Origin of the sequence: Rhizobium vallis, assembly GCF_003985155.1 — a bacterium.
Taxonomy (GTDB): Bacteria; Pseudomonadota; Alphaproteobacteria; order Rhizobiales; family Rhizobiaceae; genus Rhizobium; species Rhizobium vallis.
On record NZ_ML133687.1, the window covers coordinates 407,064 to 421,710 of the forward strand.

Consider the following 14,647-nt stretch of genomic DNA (forward strand, 5'->3'; position numbering starts at 1 on the left):
ATCTGCTTCTACGCTGCTTTTCTAGCAGTGCAAGATGGCAGGATTCATTTCGCTGAAATTTGCTTTGCCGCCGGAGTTTGTTTCGCCGCCTTGGCCGAAACCCTGTCAGCCATCTTTCGCTTGAAGGCGAGAAGGATGCCGCGAAGCTCCGGTTCGCGCACGCGCCCAGCCGCCTCGTCGAATGAAACCCATTCGATGATGCGCTCGCCTTTTTCCTTGAAGTTCTTCGCCATGTCGGTGACTTCGAGCGCATAGACCTGCACCTTGCAGATCACCTGCACCCCGTCGCGCAACAGTTTCGGATAGCTGTAGGCGCCGAGTGTTTCCGTCTCGACTACGCCGCGGACACCGGCTTCCTCGAGAGCTTCCCGCATGGCAACGTCGTGGGCGCATTTCCCGTTCATCGGCCAGCCCTTGGGAATGACCCAGCGGCCAGTGTCGCGGCTCGTCAACAACAACACTTCGACTTCGCCGCTCTTCTTCTTCACCCGATAGCATAGCGCGCCGTATTGCTGTCGCGGCGGGCGCCGGAACATCAGTTGCACATCGGAAGCCAGTCGGGCGAAAAGAGTCAATTGGTGGGTCACCTTCACAGTCGTCGTTAGGAATCACTCATATAAGTATATCATGGAAAACTTACGCAATCCAAAATAGCACGGCCATTCGAAACGCGATTTGATCGCCATTGATAGGGAAATCAAGCCGGGGCGGGCTTGGAAAATCCGTCATATCCTGTTTCGAATGCGTCACAGTGCACAGCTGTACAATATGGCGTGACCTTGCCTTTCGTTCAATGGCAAGATCAAGTGATCCACTGCGATTTTTGAATGTGGTACCCATGCGCCTTCCCCCGCTCAATGCCATCCGCGCCTTCGAGGCCGTCTGCCGTCACGGCAGCATTTTGAAGGCTGCCGAAGAGCTGAATGTGGTGCGCGGCGCCGTGCGCCAGCAGATTGCCACGCTGGAGAATCACGTCGGCCGCAAGCTCTTTGCGCGTGACGGCCGCAAGCTGGTCCCGACCGTGCAGGCCAGCGCTTTCGCCGCCGCAGCGGGCGCGGCTTTCGACATCCTGCAGCGAGCCGCTTTGGAGCTCGAAAGCACGGTGCCCGGCCGCATCCGGCTCGGCGTGCCCTCTGCCTTCGCGGTCTGGTGGCTGATGCCGCGCGTCGCGGATATGCAGGCAAGCCTCGGCGATATGTCGGTCGATATCGTGCCGATGACCGTCGTCGAGCCGCTGCAAATGCACCCAGAATTGGATGCTGTGATCATGGGCGGCGAATATAGGCCAGCCGCCGGGATCACCGCCCTGCGTTTCATGGAAGACGAGTTCGGTCCCGTCGCGACGCCGGCGCTTGCCGCGACACTATCCGGGGGCCCGACGGGGATGGGCGCGCTGACGATGCTCGCCAGCCGCAGCGTTCCGAAGCTCTGGGACGAATGGTTCGCCGAAAGCGGCACGCCGCCCGTCGTCTTTTCCCGCGTCCAGGAATTCGAGGATCTGCTGCTGGCGCTGGCTGCTGCCCGCTCGGGGCTTGGCATTGCGCTTGCGCCACGTGCCTCGATCGAAGACGATCTCAAACGCGGAGATCTGGTTGCGCCCTACGGCTTCATCTCCCGCCCGTCAGGTTACAGCCTCTGCTGCCGCACGCCGGATGCGAAACGGCCGACCTTTGCGGCTCTGTCCGGCTGGTTGCTTAGCTGCGGGATGCCGGCCTGAAAGGGCAGTTTTTCTGCTCTTTCGCCAGAATTACTTCCATATTCGCAGCGCTGTTGCTCCGCTAAAAACAGAACGATACGCAAATAGGGAAGAGTTGATGGAAAAGACCACGACCCGCATCGACTGGATCGGCGGCAGCTGCCGGCTGCTTAGGGCGACGGCGGCCGAATTCGAGCGCACCCGTCCCTTCGAGGGCCTGTCGATCGGAACCGGCATCCATCTCGAACCGAAGACGGTGGCGCTGCTGATGACGCTGCGCGCCGGCGGCGCGCGTCTCGTCTGCACCGGTAATCTCAACAGCACCCAGCCGTCGACGGTCGAGTTCCTGCGCTCGCGGGGCATCACGGTCTTCGCCACCCAGACGACCGATCCCGCCGCTCATCATCAGAGTCTCGAAGCGGTCCTTGCCGAAAAGCCGGACCTGCTGCTCGACAATGGCGGCGATCTCTTCGCCATCGCGGCGGAAAAGCCTTATGCCAGTCTCCGCGGCGGCACCGAGGAAACCACCTCGGGCCGCACCCGGCTGCTGCCGCTGCGCGAGCGCCTGAACATGCCGATCCTTGTCATCAATGACAGCCCGATCAAGCAGTTTGCCGAAAACCGGCATGCCGTCGGCCAGAGCCTGTTCGAAAGCTATCTGCGCTTCACCAACCGCTCCACCAATGGCAAACGCGTGACCGTGTTCGGTTACGGCGCCTGCGGCAAGGGCACGGCCACCTGTTTCCGCAATGCCTATTCCACGGTCAGCGTCGTCGATATCGATCCGGTGACGACGCTCGAAGCCCATCTCGACGGTTTTGTCACGCCGCTGCGCGACCAGGCGATCCGTTCGGCCGATATCATCGTCACCGTCACCGGTTTCGCCGGCATCGTGACGGCCGCCGACCTGCCGCTCATCAAGGACGGCGCGATCCTGATGAATGGCGGCCATTTCCCGCATGAAATCGATGTCGAGGCCTTCCGCCACCACCCCGACGTCACCGGCGTCGACCGCTATGAGGCAGATCATATCGAGACTTTCCATCTGAGCGACGGCCGCTCCTTCCACGTGCTTGGCGGCGGTCATATGGCCAATCTCGCCGGCCCGCGGCCGCTCGGCAATACCGCCGAATCGATGGACCTCGGCTTCACGCTCCAGGCTCGCTGCCTGGAACGTGTCGCCAGAGGCGAGGCCGGCGCCGAATCCTGCATCGTGCCTGTGCCTAGGGATATCGATGCGATGGTGGCAAACGCCTATCTCGATCTGGCGCGTTAAGATCAGTTGATCTCGACGACGAGCTTCCCATCTGCCTGCCGATTTTCGAGCAGCTGATGCGCCGTATCGGCATCGGCAAGGGTGAAGCGGCGCGGGTCGAGCTTCGGCATCACCTTGCCGGCTTCGATGAGCTTCGTCATCTCCCGCATGATTTCGCCGTGATGGGCGTGTCCCTCGCCGGTCAGAAGCGGCAACAGCGTGAAGACGCCGGAATAGCTGGCGGCCTTGACGGAAAGCGGGGCCAGTGCATGAGTTCCCCAGCCGAGACAGCTCACGACATGGCCGAACCGTTTGACGGCCTGAAACGCCGTGTCGAGCCCTTGAGCGCCGATCGTGTCATAGACCAGATCGAAACCCCTGCCGCCGGTATATCTGCCGACATAGGCTTCCACCGTTTCTGCCGTATAGTCGATCGGCGTGGCACCCAGACTGCCGAGATAAGCCGCCTTCGAGGCGCCGTCGACGGCATAGACCTCGGCGCCGACAGCCTTGGCGATCTGCGCGACGATATGGCCGACGCCGCCACCGCCGAGCACCAGAACCTTCTGGTCGGCCTTGACTCGAGCGCGATCGACCAGCCCTTCCCAGGCGGTGATTGAGATCAGCGGTAGGGAGGCTGCCTCGCGCATGGAAAGATTGTGCGGCTTTGGCGCAAGCAGTGCTGCGTCGACGGCAGCGAATTCTGCAAGCGATCCCTGAATGCCGCCGACCCCTCCCGTCATGCCATAGACCTCGTCGCCGCGGCGGAAGCCGCTGACGCCTATTCCGATTTCTTCGACAACACCCGCCATATCGATGCCGAGAATGGCGGGAAGCGGATGACGGGCATGGGCGGCTTTGCCGGCCCGGATCTTGGTATCGAGCGGATTGACCCCGCTTGCCTTGATGCGCACCAGGACTTGGCCATCGCCAGGCACCGGCTTTGCAATATCGGCGATGCGCAGTGGCGAATTCGGCGATTCCGCCAGCAGCGCCTTCATCGTTGATCGTGCAGACATGGAACTCTCCTTTGTTCGCCTTGCCGCGCCTGTTATGGGGCGCCTGCAATGATTGTTTGTCCTGAAGAAAGATGGCTCATTGAAATTCGAATGAAAACAAAAGATAGTGACTGAAATCCATGCATTTTTGTTTGGCAGATACGACGGTGGAATGGAGCGACCTGAAACTGTTTCTGGCGATCGCGCGCTTCGGCACACTGGGGGCCGCGGCGCGCAGCCTCGGCCTGACGCAGCCGACGATGGGCCGGCGCCTGCGTGCGCTTGAGGCAGTTCTCGGCCAGACGCTTTTTCAGCGCACTGCCGATGGCTTTGTGCTGACCGATGAAGGTGCGTCCGTGCTTGCTAGCGCCGAGCGCATCGAGGAGGAAGCGCTGGCTATGGAGCGCACGCTTGCCGGCGGCAGTCGTCAACTCGATGGGTTCCTCAGGCTGTCCTCATCCGACTGGTTCGGCGCGCATGTGCTTTCGCCGGTGCTGGCGGAATTCTCGCTGGCCTATCCGAAGGTCGTGGTCGAACTATTGACCGACAGCCGGCATCTCAGCCTGTCGCGGCGCGAAGCCGATCTGGTCTTTCGCATCGCGCCCTTCACGGAGACGGAAGTCATATCGCGCAAGCTCATCCATATCGAATATGGCCTTTACATCAGCCGCGGTGCGCCGCACCCGCAGGCAGGCGACGGCACGGGCGCGCGTCTCGTCACCATGGATGAGGCTTTCGGCGGCATGCCGGATGTCGGCTGGTTGAAACGCATGCTGCCACAGGCTGAAATCGTCATGCGCAGCAACAACCGCGATGTGCAGGCCACGCTCTGCGCCAACGGAGCCGGACTTGCCGTCCTGCCGCGGCCGCTCGGCGATTCCCTTGCGGCCATCGAACTGGTCGATTTCGGCGAAGCGCCGCCCGGCCGGGACACCTGGGTCGGCTATCATCGCGATATGAAGCGCCTGTCGCGGCTGCGAGCCCTGCTGGATCTCGTCATCGAGAGGCTGGCGCACTGAATCGGTCGACGTCTGCCCCTACCGCTCCCAATAGGGGATCGGACCGTAAAGCTCTGCCAGATAGTCGATGAACAGCCGCACTTTCGCTGGCAGGAACTGCCGGCTGGGATAGACGGCCGACAGCGCGACATTGTGCGAGCCCTCATAGGCCGGCAGTACCTGCACCAGCCGGCCCGCCTTGAGCTCTTCGCCGATATCCCAGGTGGAGCGCAGCGCAATCCCAAGGCCGGCGATCACTGCTTCCCGGATCACCTCACTGGAGTTGGTAATCAGCATGCCCTCCGGCCTGAGACTCAGCGCGCCGTCGGGCCCATCCAGCCGCCAGGTGTCGTTGTTGTGCGCCGGCAGGCAGCGATGGTGCTTCAACTCGTCGATATGCTCCGGCTCGCCATGGGCGGCAAGGTAATCCGGTGAGGCGCAGAGCAGCCGGCGCACCGGCGCCAGCCGGCGGGCGACGAGGCTTGAATCGGTAAGCTCCGCGATGCGGATGGCCAGATCGAAGCCGCCGCCGACGATGTCGGAGAATTCGTCGGTCAGCACCAGGTTGATCGTAAGCGCCGGATGCGCCTCCATGAACGCCTTCAGATGCGGCGCGATATGCATGCGTCCGAAAGAGGTGGGCGCCGAGATCTTCAGCGTGCCGTGCATCTGCGCCGATCGGCCGGAAATATAGAATTCGGCTTCTTCCAAGCCGGCGAGAATGCCGAGAACACGATCATAGAAGCCCTGTCCGGCTTCCGTCAGCGAAATCTGCCGCGTGGTGCGCTGCAGCAGCCGCGTTCCGAGCCGGTCCTCCAGCCGCTTGATCCGCTTGGAGATGACGGCCGGGGAAAAGCCGAGTGCACGTCCGGCAAGTGACATGCTTCCTGTTGCGACGACCTTGGCGAAGATTTCGAGATCACCCAGATTGGTCATGAGGTTGCGACTTTTTCCCCTTTAGGCATAAGTGCTTAGCATTTGCGCCACTTTCGGGAAAGTGCTAAGCCGATTGTCTCCGGCGGGGAGGTTTGCGGGCCGGTTCCCGCTGTCATTTTCCGTTGTCATGGCCAGGGAGAACGCTATGTCCGACGCGATTTCGTTTCTCGCTCCGCGCGCCGATGTCCTGGCGCGTCGCGCTCAGATCGTCGCCGATCTCACCGACCTCCTGCCGCCGGAATGCCTGGTTCATGAGGCCCGCGAGCTGGTTCCGTTCGAGACCGATGCCTTCGTTTCCTATCGTCGCCTGCCGCTCGCCGTCGCGCTCCCGCGCAGGACGGCCGAGGTTTCGGCGATCATGCGCTATTGCCACCGCTACGGTATTCCCGTCGTGCCACGCGGCGCCGGCACCTCGCTCTCCGGCGGCGCCATTCCGCAGGAGGATGCCGTCGTGCTCGGCCTGTCGAAGATGAACGCCATCCTCGACATCGATTTGCCGAACCGGGTCGCCGTCGTTCAGGCTGGTGTCACCAATCTCAACATTTCCGAAGCCGTTTCCGCGGACGGTTTTTTCTATGCACCTGACCCGAGTTCACAGCTCGCCTGTACTATCGGCGGCAATATCGGCATGAATTCCGGCGGCGCCCACTGTCTGAAATACGGGGTTACGACCAACAATCTGCTCGGTGTCAGGATGGTGCTGGTTGACGGCACGGTGATTGAGCTCGGCGGCAAGGCGCTGGACGCGCCGGGCTACGATCTGCTCGGCCTCGTCTGCGGTCATGAGGGCCAGCTCGGCATCGTCACCGAGGCGACGGTGCGGCTGATCGCCAAGCCGGAAGGCGCGCGCCCCGTGCTCTTCGGTTTCGAAACTTCGGAAGAGGCCGGCTCCTGTGTCGCCGATGTCATCGCTGCCGGCATCATCCCCGTTGCGATCGAATTCATGGACAAGCCGGCGATCGAGATCTGCGAGGCTTTCGCCCATGCCGGCTATCCCCTCGATGTCGGCGCGCTGCTGATCGTCGAGGTCGAGGGTTCGGAAGCGGAGATGGATGCCACGCTGAAGGACATCGTCGAGATCGCCCGCCGGCACGCCGTCAAGACCGTGCGCGAATGCCAGTCGGCAACTGAGGCGGCGCTGATCTGGAAGGGCCGCAAATCCGCCTTCGGCGCCACCGGCCGTATCGCCGACTATATCTGCATGGACGGCACCGTGCCGCTCAGCCAACTCTCCCACGTGCTGAAGCGGACCGCCGAGATTGTCGATCATTACGGCCTGCGCGTCGCCAACGTCTTCCACGCCGGTGACGGCAACATGCACCCGCTGATCCTCTTCAATGCCAACGATCCCGAAGATGCCGCCCGCGCTGAAGCGGCCGGCAACGACATCCTGAAACTCTGCGTCGACGCCGGCGGCTGCCTGACCGGCGAACATGGCGTCGGCATCGAGAAGCGTGACCTGATGCGGCATCAATATTCCGAGGCCGATCTCGCCCAGCAGATGGCGGCGCGCGCCGCCTTCGATCCCGGCTGGATTCTCAACCCGTCGAAGGTCTTCCCGCTCGAAGGGCGCCCCGCCGTATGATCGATCTGATGCCGACGAGCGAAGAACAGGCGGCGGCGATCGTTCGCGCACATGTGGAGACGAACCGGCCGCTCGCCATCTGTGGCGGCGATACGCGCTCGGGTTTCGGCAATGTTGTTGCCGCCGAAGACCGGCTGCGATCGACCAGGCTTTCCGGCATCGTCGCCTACAATCCCGGCGAGATGGTCATGACAGTCCGCTCGGGGACGCCGCTTGCCGAGGTCGAGGCGGCGCTGTCCGAAGCTGGCCAGATGCTTGCCTTCGAGCCGATGGATCATCGCCCGGTCATGGGCAGGTCGGGCGAGCCGACGATCGGTGGCGTCTTCGCCGCCAATGTTTCCGGCCCGCGCCGCCTCATCGCGGGCGCTGCTCGCGACAGCCTGCTCGGTGTACGCTTCATCAACGGCAAGGGGGAAGTCATCAAGGCCGGCGGCCGGGTGATGAAGAATGTCACAGGTCTCGATCTCGTCAAGCTGATCGCCGGCTCGTATGGCACGCTGGGTTTCCTCACCGAAGTCACCTTCCGCGTGCCGCCGCGCCCGAAGACGGAGTGCACTGTGGCTCTGTCGGGCCTCAACGACGCTGAAGCGGCAAACGCCATGGCGGCGGCGATGGCACTGCCGGTGGAGGTCTCGGGTGCCGCTCATCTGCCGCTGACGGTGACGTGGAAATTTCTTGGCGGCAAACTGCCGGAAGGCGAGGCGACGGTCTTGCGTATCGAGGGCCTGCCGGGCTCGGTCGACGTGCGCGTTGAAAAGCTTGCGGCGGCGATGTCGACGTTTGCGACCGTCACCAGACTGGAGCAGCCGGAAAGCCGCAGGCTCTGGCAGGAGATCCGCGATGTGTTGCCTTACGCCGATGGTACCCTTCGGCCGGTCTGGCGCGTCTCGGTCGCCCCCGGTACCGGCCATCAGCTGGTCGCTGCCCTACGCCTCGAAGCCGGTGTCGACGCCTTCTACGACTGGCAGGGCGGCCTCGTCTGGTTGCGTATGGAGGCCGGCCCGGAAGCCGAACTGGTGCGCCGCTACATCAAGGCGCTCGGCGGCGGCCACGCGACGCTGATCCGTGCATCGGCTGAGGCGAGGGCGGTCACGTCAGCCTTCCATCCGGAGCCTGAGGCAGTGGCGATGCTGTCGCGGCGGGTAAAGGAGAAGTTTGATCCGGCCGGCATATTCAATCCGGGGAAGATGGGGTGAGGGCGAAGATGAGTCTGTGTGCGGTTTACCCCCCTCTGTCCCGCCGGACATCTCCCCCACAAGGGGGGAGATCGGCAAGAGGTTGGACCACCGCTTTCTATCTCCCGTCCCGAAGTCACAGTACCTTAGTTGTTTGGGGAAGCCATCGCCCCCATCCGATCTCCCCCCTTGTGGGGGAGATGTCCGGCAGGACAGAGGGGGGTACCCCAAGCACGACCCGCGATATCCTCCCAGAGTGGAGGCGCCGCTAGATGCAAACCAATTTTACCCCCGCCCAGCTCGCCGATCCTGATGTCGCCGAATCAGAGCAGATCCTGCGCAAATGCGTCCATTGCGGTTTCTGCACCGCCACCTGTCCGACCTATGTGACGCTCGGTAACGAGCTCGACAGCCCGCGCGGCCGCATCTATCTGATCAAGGATATGCTGGAAAACGGCCGGCCGGCTGATGCCGAGGTCGTCACCCATATCGACCGCTGTCTCTCCTGCCTTGCCTGCGTCACCACCTGTCCCTCGGGCGTCGACTACATGCATCTGGTCGATCACGCCCGCGCCCATATCGAAAAGACCTACAAGCGCCCGCTCATGAACCGGATGACACGCGCCATCCTTGCCGCCGTGCTGCCCTATCCCGGCCGTTTCCGCCTAGCGCTCAATCTCGCCCGCCTCGGCCGGCCCTTCGCCGGCCTGATGCGGGGTGCGGCGCTGAAGCCTTTTGCCGCCATGCTGGCGCTGGCGCCGCGCCGCATCCCCGCCGCTTCGGCTTTCGCAAAACCCGGCAGCCATCCGCCCCAGGCGGAACGGCGCGGCCGCGTGGCCATCTTGACAGGCTGCGCCCAGCCGGTGCTCGATCCTGGGATCAACGCGGCGGCGATCCGGCTGCTGACGCGGCTCGGGGTCGAGGTCGTGGTGCCGGAAGGTGAGGTCTGTTGCGGTTCGCTGGTCCATCACATGGGCCGCGCCGAGCAGGCGCTTGCCAGCGCTCGCGCCAATGTCGATATCTGGACGCGTGAGATCGAGGGCGAGGGCCTCGACGCGATTATCATCACCGCCTCGGGCTGCGGCACGACGATCAAGGATTACGGCCACATGCTGCGCCTCGATCCCGCTTATGCAGCAAAGGCGGCGGCGGTTTCGGCGCTCGCCAAGGACGTCACCGAATATCTGGCGACGCTCGACCTGCCCGCGCATATGCCGAAGGGCATCACGGTCGCCTATCATTCCGCCTGTTCCATGCAGCACGGCCAGCGGATCACGCTGGCGCCGAAGCAATTGCTGAAGGCAGCGGGCTTTACGGTGCGCGATCCCGCCGAAGGCCATCTCTGCTGCGGCTCCGCCGGCACCTACAACATCATGCAGCCGGAGATCTCGGCAGCGCTGAAGGCGCGCAAGGTGAAAAACATCGAGGCCACCAAGGCCGATATCATCGCCACGGGCAACATCGGCTGCATCACCCAGATCGCCACTGGCACCGGCATTCCGATCCTGCATACGGTCGAGCTTCTCGATTGGGCCTATGGCGGCGCTGTGCCAGAAAAATTAACAGGTTTGCCCTTAGTCTGAGGCCTGCGAAGCCCCCGTCGGGGCCGCTCTCGGGAGAGTTTAGGCGATGTGGCGTGGAATGATTGTGCTTGCGGGACTGCTCGGCACGGCAGGCATCGCCCATGCGGATAGTCGCATTTTCTGTTCCGCCGATGACAAGGAAGCGCGCTTCACGGTCGAAAGCGGTTTCGATAGCAACGCCGGCCATCGCCTCAACCATTTCCGCGGGGCATTGGCCGTCAAGGATCCGAGCCAGTCGGCGGTCTTTGGAAAACGTGTTTTCGAATCGGGGGAGCTGACCAACCACTGGTCGCGCGACGGCGATCTGCTCCTGGAGGTCTTCGATCCCGGCGGCGACGATACTGGTGGCCTGACGCTGGATCTGGTGGTGGTCGCCGGCGAGCGCGGCAAGCCGGCGGCAAATTTCAGCGGCACCTATTCCCTGACGATCGAAGGCGGCAGCAAACCCTACGCCGTCGAGGGCAAAGTCAGCTGCGGCGCGAAATAGCGCAGCGGCAATTCAGATGTTGCAGCGTCCTTTGCACCTCTGAGAAGGCGTGCGCCGCCGAGCGAACAATCGCGAAATCGGAATTCAATAACAAAAAAGCGCCGCGCATCCCATCGGATACGCGGCGCTTTCTTTCGATTGTTCTATTACCAGTGGAACGATACGCCGACGTTGACGGCATTCGTGAAGATGTTGGTCTTCAGGTCCACGCCGCTATCGATCGGAACGTCGATGCGCGAATAGGTGCCCTTGTATTCGACGAAGGTCGACCAGCGGTCGGTGACCTTGAAGTCGACGCCGGCCTGAGCCTGCAGCGTCACGCCGCCGAATTCATAGGCCCAGGTCTTGCCTTCGGGGCGAATCACTTCGACATGCGGAATGTTTACGCCGACACCGGCGCCGAGATAAGGCGTCCAGCGGCGGGTCGGATCCTGGAAGCGATAGAGACCGTTCACGGTGAGCAGGTTCAGGCCGTCGGTGAATTCGAAGTGCGACCAGCCGGTCTTCTCGAGCGTGTCGTCGTCGGCATAGACCTTGTCATGGGTGTAATCGAGCGAGATACCCCAGTTCGGCTTGTTGAAGTTTTCGAGCCACCAGGTGACGCGGCCGCCGTAATAAGGCGGGCTGCCGAAGGACTTACCCTCCCAGCCGGCGGTGAAATGCGTGCCGTCGGAAAGATCGACGCCGCTATGCGGCGCGGTCTGGTAGCCGCCGTAAATGGAGAATTCCAGATCTTCAGCCGAAGCCGAGGCTGCCGAACAGATTGTGAAAAACGCGATGCCCGCAAGAAGCGAAGCGGAGGAGCGCAGCGCAGACGTCATTGAATAACCCCAAATTGCATTATGTCGACTCTGAGGCAGGTTTGCCAGTTTTCCGCCGCAAAGTCTAAGCAAAACAAAAGGTGCCTCGAATGGCACCTTTCGTTTTTTTCTAAAGTGTTGCTCAGCCGCCGAACAGCGTGCGCAGCACGTCGATGCCTTTGTCCTCGAAGGCAACCTTGCCCTGCTTGTTGCCAGGGCCGATGACGATCACCTTGGTGCCAACAGGCGCGCGGTCGTAAAGATGCGTCACGTCAGCGTTCATCATCCGGATGCAGCCGGAAGACATGTTGAGGCCGATCGTCCAGGGCTGGTTGGTGCCGTGGATACGGAAGATGGTGTCGCGGCCGCCCTGGTAGAGATACATGGCGCGCGCGCCGAGAGGATTGTCCTCGCCGCCCTCCTGGAAAGCGGGGATGATGTGCCCCTTGGCGGCTTCGCGTCGGCGCATCTCGGACGGCGGCGTCCAGTCCGGCCATTCGGCCTTCCGGCCGATCTTGACGACACCCGACCAGCCGAAGCCGTCGCGGCCGACGCCGATGCCGTAGCGGGTGGCCCGGTTGTTGCCTTCGACGAGGTAGAGATACTTGTTGTTGGTGTCGATGATGACGGTGCCGGCAACTTCCGTCGTCACCAGGCGCACTTTCTTGCGCTTGAACTCCGGCTTCACATATTTCGGCATCTGCGCCACACGCACGATCTGCGCCGGGCGCTGTGCGTTGTCGGGAGTGGAGCCGGCGGGTGCGGCAAAGGCGGACGCAGACATCAAGGACAGGACAAGTCCGGCCGCAGCCAGACCTGGCATCAATTTGATCATGGTCGATTCCCCTCAAGCAAAATCCGCTCGAAGCTACATGAACTTCTGCCCGATTCAAGATCGGTGCTGACGGATACAGCTTTTTTGGGGAAAGGAGCCGCTTGTTCTTGCGGCTCCCGAAATACAGCGCCGTCGTTACATGACGATGACGCGGGTCCCGACGCTGACGCGATCATAGAGATCGACGACATCTTCATTGCGCAGGCGAATGCAGCCGGAGGAAACGGCGCTGCCGATCGACCATGGCGCGTTGGTGCCGTGGATGCGATAGAGCGTCGAGCCAAGATACATGGCGCGTGCGCCGAGCGGGTTTTCCGGGCCGCCGTCCATGCGCGCCGGCAGATAGTGGCCCTTGGCGGCCTCGCGGCTGACCATTTCGGAAGGTGGCGTCCAGTCCGGCCATTCTGTCTTGCGGGTGATCGTGTGGGCGCCAGCCCATTCGAAGCCCGGCTTGCCGACGCCGACCCCGTAGCGCCGCGCCTTGCCGCCTTCCATCACCAGATAGAGGAAGCGGTTGTTGGTGTCGATGACGATCGTGCCGGGTTTTTCCTGCGTAGCGTAGTCGACCATCTGCGGCAGGAATTGCGGTTCGATCGGATGGCGGATCGCCGGTATGCCGGGATTGATCGCAGAAACGGTCTGCGGCGCAACCTGCGGCGCCTGGCGGATGATCCGGCGCTGAAAAAGGCCGCGCTGCTGCGGCTGGACGACCGGACGCTGGTAGACGACGGGACGAACCGTGCCGCCGCCGAGCTGGTTGATCCATGGCGCGGTCAAATCGGGGCTGAGCACGACAGGCGGACGGGTGGCGTAGCGGTCGTCCGCAATGGCCGTCGTGGAGAAGATGCCGACGAGGGTTGCGGCAAGGACAAGCTGTTTCATCATCGGACGAACTCTCTACAAATGACCGAAAATGGCTGGCGGAGCATTTCCGCCCCCGGCGGAGATGTTCCGCCTGCAAAGACGCTGCCACCCTATCCGCCAGCGAATGGTAAAGATCGATTCATGAAAAGCCGAGCGACCGGATAAACTTTTCGTCAGGGTTACCGTTCGGTTTGGAAAGACGGTTTGCAAATGGTAAAGCCGGAATCATGAGCAGAGAACGAAGCAAACCCCAAAGAATGAAGCGGATATGAGCGCGACAGGCATCATCATCGGCGAGGATGGCAGGAGCCGCTGCCACTGGCACGCCAATCTGCCCGACTATCTCCGCTATCATGACGAGGAATGGGGCCGCCCTGTCACCGATGACATCCGCCTTTTCGAGAAGATCTGCCTCGAAGGCTTCCAGTCCGGTCTTTCCTGGCTGACGATCCTGCGCAAGCGGGAGAATTTCCGCGCCGCCTTCTCAGGCTTCGACTTCGAGAAGGTCGCCCTTTTCGGTGAGGACGATGTCGCGCGCTGCCTGGCCGATGCAGGCATCATCCGCCACCGCGGCAAGATCGTCTCCACCATCAACAACGCCAGGCGCGCAATCTCGCTCCGGGACGAATTCGGCTCGCTCGCCCATTATTTCTGGCGTTACGAACCCGGCCACAACGAACGGCCCGTCGTGGTCGACCGCGATCACATCGTCGCCAATCCGACGACCCCGACATCGGTGATCATTTCCAAGGATCTGAAGAAACGCGGCTGGACCTTTGTCGGTCCGACCACAGTTTATGCCTTCATGCAGGCGATGGGCCTCGTCAACGATCATCTGGAGGGCTGTTACTGCCGGCCCGAGGTGGAGGCGATGCGCGCTGTCCTGGTTCGCCCATGAAAGATCTATCCGTGAGAACAATATTCGCCGCTGCCGCCGCCGCCCTGTTCCTCCTGGCCGCCCCTGCCATGGCGCAGACGCCGCAGCTCGATCCCGGCGAGAAGCTGGAAAAACTGCAGTTCCCGGCTGTCACCATGCAACTCAAGGGCTGGACGAAGTTCGGCAACAGCCACGTCTATACGCTGCCGGTACACGCCGGACAGCACATGAAGATCAGCTTTGCCACAAAGAGCAAATTCGCCTTCCTGGCGATCTTCGACCTGTCTAGACCGGATGACGAGGCCTTTTTCGGCACCGACGAGGACGGCATGAGCTTCGAGACGACGGTCAAGGAAAATACGACCTGGCTGTTGCGCCCCTATTATTCCAAGGTCTCGCCGCGCCGCGGCCTTGGCGCTCCCTTCAGCATCCTGATCGAGCCCTTGGCGGCGGCCCCGCAGCCGCCGCAAAAGCCGGCCGAGCCGGAGCGCCCGTCGTTGTTTCCGAAGGCGCCTGCCAAGCCGCAATGAGCCGGGAGCGCGAAAGCGCGACCTGAAC

Annotated in this window: 15 protein-coding genes; 9 read left to right on the forward strand and 6 right to left on the reverse strand. The window is 62.5% G+C overall.

The window, feature by feature from the left end; translation table 11 throughout:
• Positions 1-44: 44 nt before the first annotated feature.
• Entirely contained in the window at positions 45-575 is a 531-nt protein-coding gene (locus EFQ99_RS07080; protein WP_126920166.1) for an NUDIX hydrolase, read from the reverse strand.
• 263 nt (positions 576-838) lie between these two features.
• Between EFQ99_RS07080 and EFQ99_RS07085 the strand changes: the two genes are divergently transcribed.
• Both EFQ99_RS07085 and EFQ99_RS07090 read left to right on the forward strand, forming a co-directional pair.
• A complete protein-coding gene (locus tag EFQ99_RS07085) occupies positions 839-1,717 on the forward strand; it encodes a LysR substrate-binding domain-containing protein (RefSeq protein ID WP_208722726.1) in 879 nt (292 codons plus the stop codon).
• Between the two features lie 97 nt (positions 1,718-1,814).
• Positions 1,815-2,972, forward strand: a complete 1,158-nt coding sequence (locus tag EFQ99_RS07090; RefSeq protein WP_126920170.1) for an adenosylhomocysteinase — start codon at positions 1,815-1,817, stop codon at positions 2,970-2,972.
• Between the two features lie 2 nt (positions 2,973-2,974).
• Here the strand turns inward: EFQ99_RS07090 and EFQ99_RS07095 are convergent, their stop codons facing one another.
• A complete protein-coding gene (locus tag EFQ99_RS07095; protein WP_126920172.1) occupies positions 2,975-3,970 on the reverse strand; it encodes a zinc-dependent alcohol dehydrogenase family protein in 996 nt (331 codons plus the stop codon).
• Positions 3,971-4,116: 146 nt separating this feature from the next.
• Between EFQ99_RS07095 and EFQ99_RS07100 the strand changes: the two genes are divergently transcribed.
• Entirely contained in the window at positions 4,117-4,968 is an 852-nt protein-coding gene (locus EFQ99_RS07100) for a LysR family transcriptional regulator (RefSeq protein WP_126920174.1), read from the forward strand.
• Between the two features lie 18 nt (positions 4,969-4,986).
• Here EFQ99_RS07100 and EFQ99_RS07105 read toward each other — a convergent pair whose 3' ends face one another.
• The gene (locus EFQ99_RS07105) at positions 4,987-5,883 is read right to left on the reverse strand and encodes a LysR family transcriptional regulator (protein ID WP_126920176.1); all 897 of its coding nucleotides are present in this window, start codon (positions 5,881-5,883) and stop codon (positions 4,987-4,989) included.
• Between the two features lie 145 nt (positions 5,884-6,028).
• Here EFQ99_RS07105 and EFQ99_RS07110 point away from each other — a divergent pair, with 145 nt between their 5' ends.
• The 4 genes from EFQ99_RS07110 (at position 6,029) to EFQ99_RS07130 (ending at position 10,713) form a co-directional block, all read left to right on the forward strand.
• The gene (locus EFQ99_RS07110; RefSeq protein ID WP_126920178.1) at positions 6,029-7,468 is read left to right on the forward strand and encodes an FAD-linked oxidase C-terminal domain-containing protein; all 1,440 of its coding nucleotides are present in this window, start codon (positions 6,029-6,031) and stop codon (positions 7,466-7,468) included.
• On the forward strand, positions 7,465-8,664 hold the full coding sequence (gene glcE / locus EFQ99_RS07115; RefSeq protein ID WP_126920179.1) for a glycolate oxidase subunit GlcE: 1,200 nt from the start codon (positions 7,465-7,467) through the stop codon (positions 8,662-8,664). Before EFQ99_RS07110 ends, glcE begins: the two co-directional genes overlap by 4 nt.
• A gap of 251 nt (positions 8,665-8,915) precedes the next feature.
• Positions 8,916-10,226, forward strand: a complete 1,311-nt coding sequence (glcF, locus tag EFQ99_RS07125) for a glycolate oxidase subunit GlcF (RefSeq protein ID WP_126920181.1) — start codon at positions 8,916-8,918, stop codon at positions 10,224-10,226.
• Between the two features lie 46 nt (positions 10,227-10,272).
• A complete protein-coding gene (locus EFQ99_RS07130; protein ID WP_126920182.1) occupies positions 10,273-10,713 on the forward strand; it encodes a hypothetical protein in 441 nt (146 codons plus the stop codon).
• A gap of 146 nt (positions 10,714-10,859) precedes the next feature.
• On the opposite strand, the gene EFQ99_RS07135 is transcribed toward EFQ99_RS07130, so the two are convergent.
• From EFQ99_RS07135 to EFQ99_RS07145, 3 genes are all read right to left on the reverse strand, one after another.
• Positions 10,860-11,534: an outer membrane protein gene (locus tag EFQ99_RS07135; RefSeq protein ID WP_126920184.1), complete on the reverse strand. Its 675-nt coding sequence runs from the start codon at positions 11,532-11,534 to the stop codon at positions 10,860-10,862.
• Positions 11,535-11,655: 121 nt separating this feature from the next.
• Positions 11,656-12,348, reverse strand: coding sequence for a L,D-transpeptidase (locus EFQ99_RS07140; protein ID WP_125843864.1), 693 nt, complete (start codon positions 12,346-12,348; stop codon positions 11,656-11,658).
• A gap of 135 nt (positions 12,349-12,483) precedes the next feature.
• Positions 12,484-13,233 carry a L,D-transpeptidase gene (locus EFQ99_RS07145; protein WP_126920186.1) on the reverse strand — a complete coding sequence of 250 codons (750 nt, stop codon included), beginning with the start codon at positions 13,231-13,233 and terminating at the stop codon, positions 12,484-12,486.
• A 247-nt stretch (positions 13,234-13,480) separates the two neighbouring features.
• Here EFQ99_RS07145 and EFQ99_RS07150 point away from each other — a divergent pair, with 247 nt between their 5' ends.
• Together EFQ99_RS07150 and EFQ99_RS07155 are read left to right on the forward strand one after the other, a co-directional pair.
• Positions 13,481-14,110 carry a DNA-3-methyladenine glycosylase I gene (locus EFQ99_RS07150; RefSeq protein ID WP_126920188.1) on the forward strand — a complete coding sequence of 210 codons (630 nt, stop codon included), beginning with the start codon at positions 13,481-13,483 and terminating at the stop codon, positions 14,108-14,110.
• Positions 14,107-14,619 (forward strand): hypothetical protein, encoded by a 513-nt coding sequence (locus tag EFQ99_RS07155; protein ID WP_126920190.1) that lies wholly within the window; start codon positions 14,107-14,109, stop codon positions 14,617-14,619. Before EFQ99_RS07150 ends, EFQ99_RS07155 begins: the two co-directional genes overlap by 4 nt.
• Positions 14,620-14,647: the final 28 nt, after the last annotated feature.

What these genes read in the sequence shown, in the direction of transcription:
- glcE (WP_126920179.1), top strand. Translation starts at nt 7,465, where the DNA reads ATGATCGATCTGATGCCGACGAGCGAAGAACAGGCGGCGGCGATCGTT.
- EFQ99_RS07130 (WP_126920182.1), top strand. Translation starts at nt 10,273, where the DNA reads ATGTGGCGTGGAATGATTGTGCTTGCGGGACTGCTCGGCACGGCAGGC.
- EFQ99_RS07150 (WP_126920188.1), top strand. Translation starts at nt 13,481, where the DNA reads ATGAGCGCGACAGGCATCATCATCGGCGAGGATGGCAGGAGCCGCTGC.
- EFQ99_RS07145 (WP_126920186.1), bottom strand. Translation starts at nt 13,233, where the DNA reads ATGATGAAACAGCTTGTCCTTGCCGCAACCCTCGTCGGCATCTTCTCC.
- EFQ99_RS07110 (WP_126920178.1), top strand. Translation starts at nt 6,029, where the DNA reads ATGTCCGACGCGATTTCGTTTCTCGCTCCGCGCGCCGATGTCCTGGCG.
- EFQ99_RS07135 (WP_126920184.1), bottom strand. Translation starts at nt 11,534, where the DNA reads ATGACGTCTGCGCTGCGCTCCTCCGCTTCGCTTCTTGCGGGCATCGCG.
- EFQ99_RS07105 (WP_126920176.1), bottom strand. Translation starts at nt 5,883, where the DNA reads ATGACCAATCTGGGTGATCTCGAAATCTTCGCCAAGGTCGTCGCAACA.
- EFQ99_RS07140 (WP_125843864.1), bottom strand. Translation starts at nt 12,348, where the DNA reads ATGATCAAATTGATGCCAGGTCTGGCTGCGGCCGGACTTGTCCTGTCC.
- EFQ99_RS07090 (WP_126920170.1), top strand. Translation starts at nt 1,815, where the DNA reads ATGGAAAAGACCACGACCCGCATCGACTGGATCGGCGGCAGCTGCCGG.
- EFQ99_RS07155 (WP_126920190.1), top strand. Translation starts at nt 14,107, where the DNA reads ATGAAAGATCTATCCGTGAGAACAATATTCGCCGCTGCCGCCGCCGCC.
- glcF (WP_126920181.1), top strand. Translation starts at nt 8,916, where the DNA reads ATGCAAACCAATTTTACCCCCGCCCAGCTCGCCGATCCTGATGTCGCC.
- EFQ99_RS07085 (WP_208722726.1), top strand. Translation starts at nt 839, where the DNA reads ATGCGCCTTCCCCCGCTCAATGCCATCCGCGCCTTCGAGGCCGTCTGC.
- EFQ99_RS07095 (WP_126920172.1), bottom strand. Translation starts at nt 3,970, where the DNA reads ATGTCTGCACGATCAACGATGAAGGCGCTGCTGGCGGAATCGCCGAAT.